2 protein-coding genes are annotated in these 2,088 nt (G+C 37.9%); one reads left to right on the forward strand and one right to left on the reverse strand.

Features of this window, described 5'->3' with window-relative positions:
* Positions 1–101: 101 nt before the first annotated feature.
* On the reverse strand, positions 102–1,085 hold the full coding sequence (locus tag A5875_RS06220) for a LacI family DNA-binding transcriptional regulator (RefSeq protein WP_088932801.1): 984 nt from the start codon (positions 1,083–1,085) through the stop codon (positions 102–104).
* 240 nt (positions 1,086–1,325) lie between these two features.
* On the opposite strand from A5875_RS06220, the gene A5875_RS06225 reads away from it, so the two are divergent.
* Positions 1,326–2,088: Cof-type HAD-IIB family hydrolase (locus A5875_RS06225; protein WP_088932802.1), on the forward strand; the 763-nt coding region annotated here is incomplete at its 3' end.

Consider the following 2,088-nt stretch of genomic DNA (forward strand, 5'->3'; position numbering starts at 1 on the left):
TATTAAAAAACAATCCATGATCCAAAAAGAATAAGCCTTACTTGGAAACCGGTTTCCAAGTAAGGCTTATTCTAAAAAAATTATTTCGAAAAATAACTAAATTAAACTGACTTTCGCCAGCGAATATCTGACGGAACGATAATTTCCTGCATTTTCTTTGGTTCCTTCAACAATTCTAAAAGATTTTGAGCGGCAATTTTTCCAATCTTTTTTGATGGCTGCTCGATACTGGTAACCCCTGGTCCCACCAACTCGGTTAAGTTCCAATCGTCAAACCCTGTGATACCGATTTTTTCAGGTATTTGTATTCCTTCTTTAATTAATAAAGCCAAAACATCCATCAACACTCGACCATTAGAGGCAAAGAGCAGACTTTTCTCGTCACTATTAAATGTAGGCTGCAACAACTCTGGCAGCTGCTCTTCGTTGGTTACCTCGATCAATTTACAAGTTTTTCCATCCGCCAAAACCGTTTTTCTGACCGTTTGATATCGTAGTTCCCGCGTACTTACATCCTTGACTGGTTCACTTACGACCACGATATTTTCATACCCGTTTTTTAACGCCTTTTCCAATACTTCCTGTGTTGCCTCAATATTATTCGTCATTACAGAGGTCCATTTTTCCGGTTCTGTTTGACGATCCACCAATAAAAGTGGGATATTGCGCTCTGTAACGAATTCATAGTTGGCAGATTGTCGTGATGATGGCTGCAGGATGATCCCTTCTACACTTTGATCTAACAATTTCTCCAACAGATCTTTTTCTTGGGTTACTGAATTAGCTGCATCCATAATAATCATTTGATAACCATTTTCCTCAAGCACTGAACCAATTCCCTTTAATAGCAAAGAAGAATAGAGATTTGAAATATCCGCCACAACGACACCAATCAAGTAACTATGCTTTGATTTCAATGCTTGGGCTTGCTTACTAGGTCGGTAATTTAAACGCTCGATAACTTCAGCGATCCTTGCTTTTGTTTCCTTGGACATATTGCCATAGTTATTATTCAAAAATCGTGAGATCGTCGTTTTTGATACGCCTGCTTCTTCCGCGACCTCTTTGATAGTAATTTTTTTCATTTTGCATCTCCAACTGTCTTTTTTATCATTGTAGCGAATTTCAGATCGAATGGAAAGATAACCATCCTTGCTTTTGTGTTATTGCAGCACTCAATACTTAAAATGAAACTTTATTGGCAGACAACTACTGTTCAAAATATTTGAAGTTGCCTATCATTTGTAAGTATTTCCAAAATGTTGGTGATGTTTTGCTTTTTTTCTTTTATACTAAGTATAATCGAATCCATTAGGAGTGAGTTTATGAAGGACTATCGCGTGGCTTTTTTTGATATTGATGGGACATTAGTGGACAATCAGCTGCCACATCACCTGTCTTTTCTGGAGCGAATTCCAGAGTCAGCGAAACAAGCGCTAAAACAATTAAAGGAAAACAACATTGAGCCCGTAATTGCTTCTGGAAGACATCATCAAGTAATTGATGATTTTGCCTCTACGTTGGGGGTGGACAGTATTATCTCTTCCAATGGCAATTGCGTTCATTATCAAGGAAAAATGATCCATCAAAACATTATGTCGCCAACACTAGTTTCGGAGTTGCTAGAGCATTTGCATGAGCGCCAAATTGAATGTTTGATTGAAACGCCCTACAACCTTTTTTGCTACGAGACGAATAAATATATGGGACAGCAAATTGCAAAAGAAAATATTTTAAAGACTGATGATCCGCTGCCAGAAAATATTGTACAGCTGCTGGTTCCTTGGAATGAATCGATTGATTATCAATTGGAGCATGATTCTATTCTAATTGCCGAAAAAGTCGCTCCAGTTGCAGCAAGTATCCATTTGAAAAATGGTACAAAAGCAGATGGGATTCAAAAAATCTGTAAAACTATGAATATTTCTGTAAATCAAGCATTAGCTTTTGGCGATGAAGAGAATGACTTCACTATGTTTGATACCGTTGGTTTTCCAGTTGCGATGGGCAATGCAACTCCCGCATTGAAAGAAAAAGCTGCACATATAACCGCCTCAGTCTCTGATGATGGTATTTGGAAAGCTTGTG

The organism is Enterococcus sp. 3H8_DIV0648 (assembly GCF_002140655.1).
GTDB lineage: Bacteria > Bacillota > Bacilli > Lactobacillales > Enterococcaceae > Enterococcus_A > Enterococcus_A hulanensis.

Coding starts and splice junctions, on each gene's coding strand:
- A5875_RS06220 (WP_088932801.1), bottom strand. CDS start 1,085: ATGAAAAAAATTACTATCAAAGAGGTCGCGGAAGAAGCAGGCGTATCA.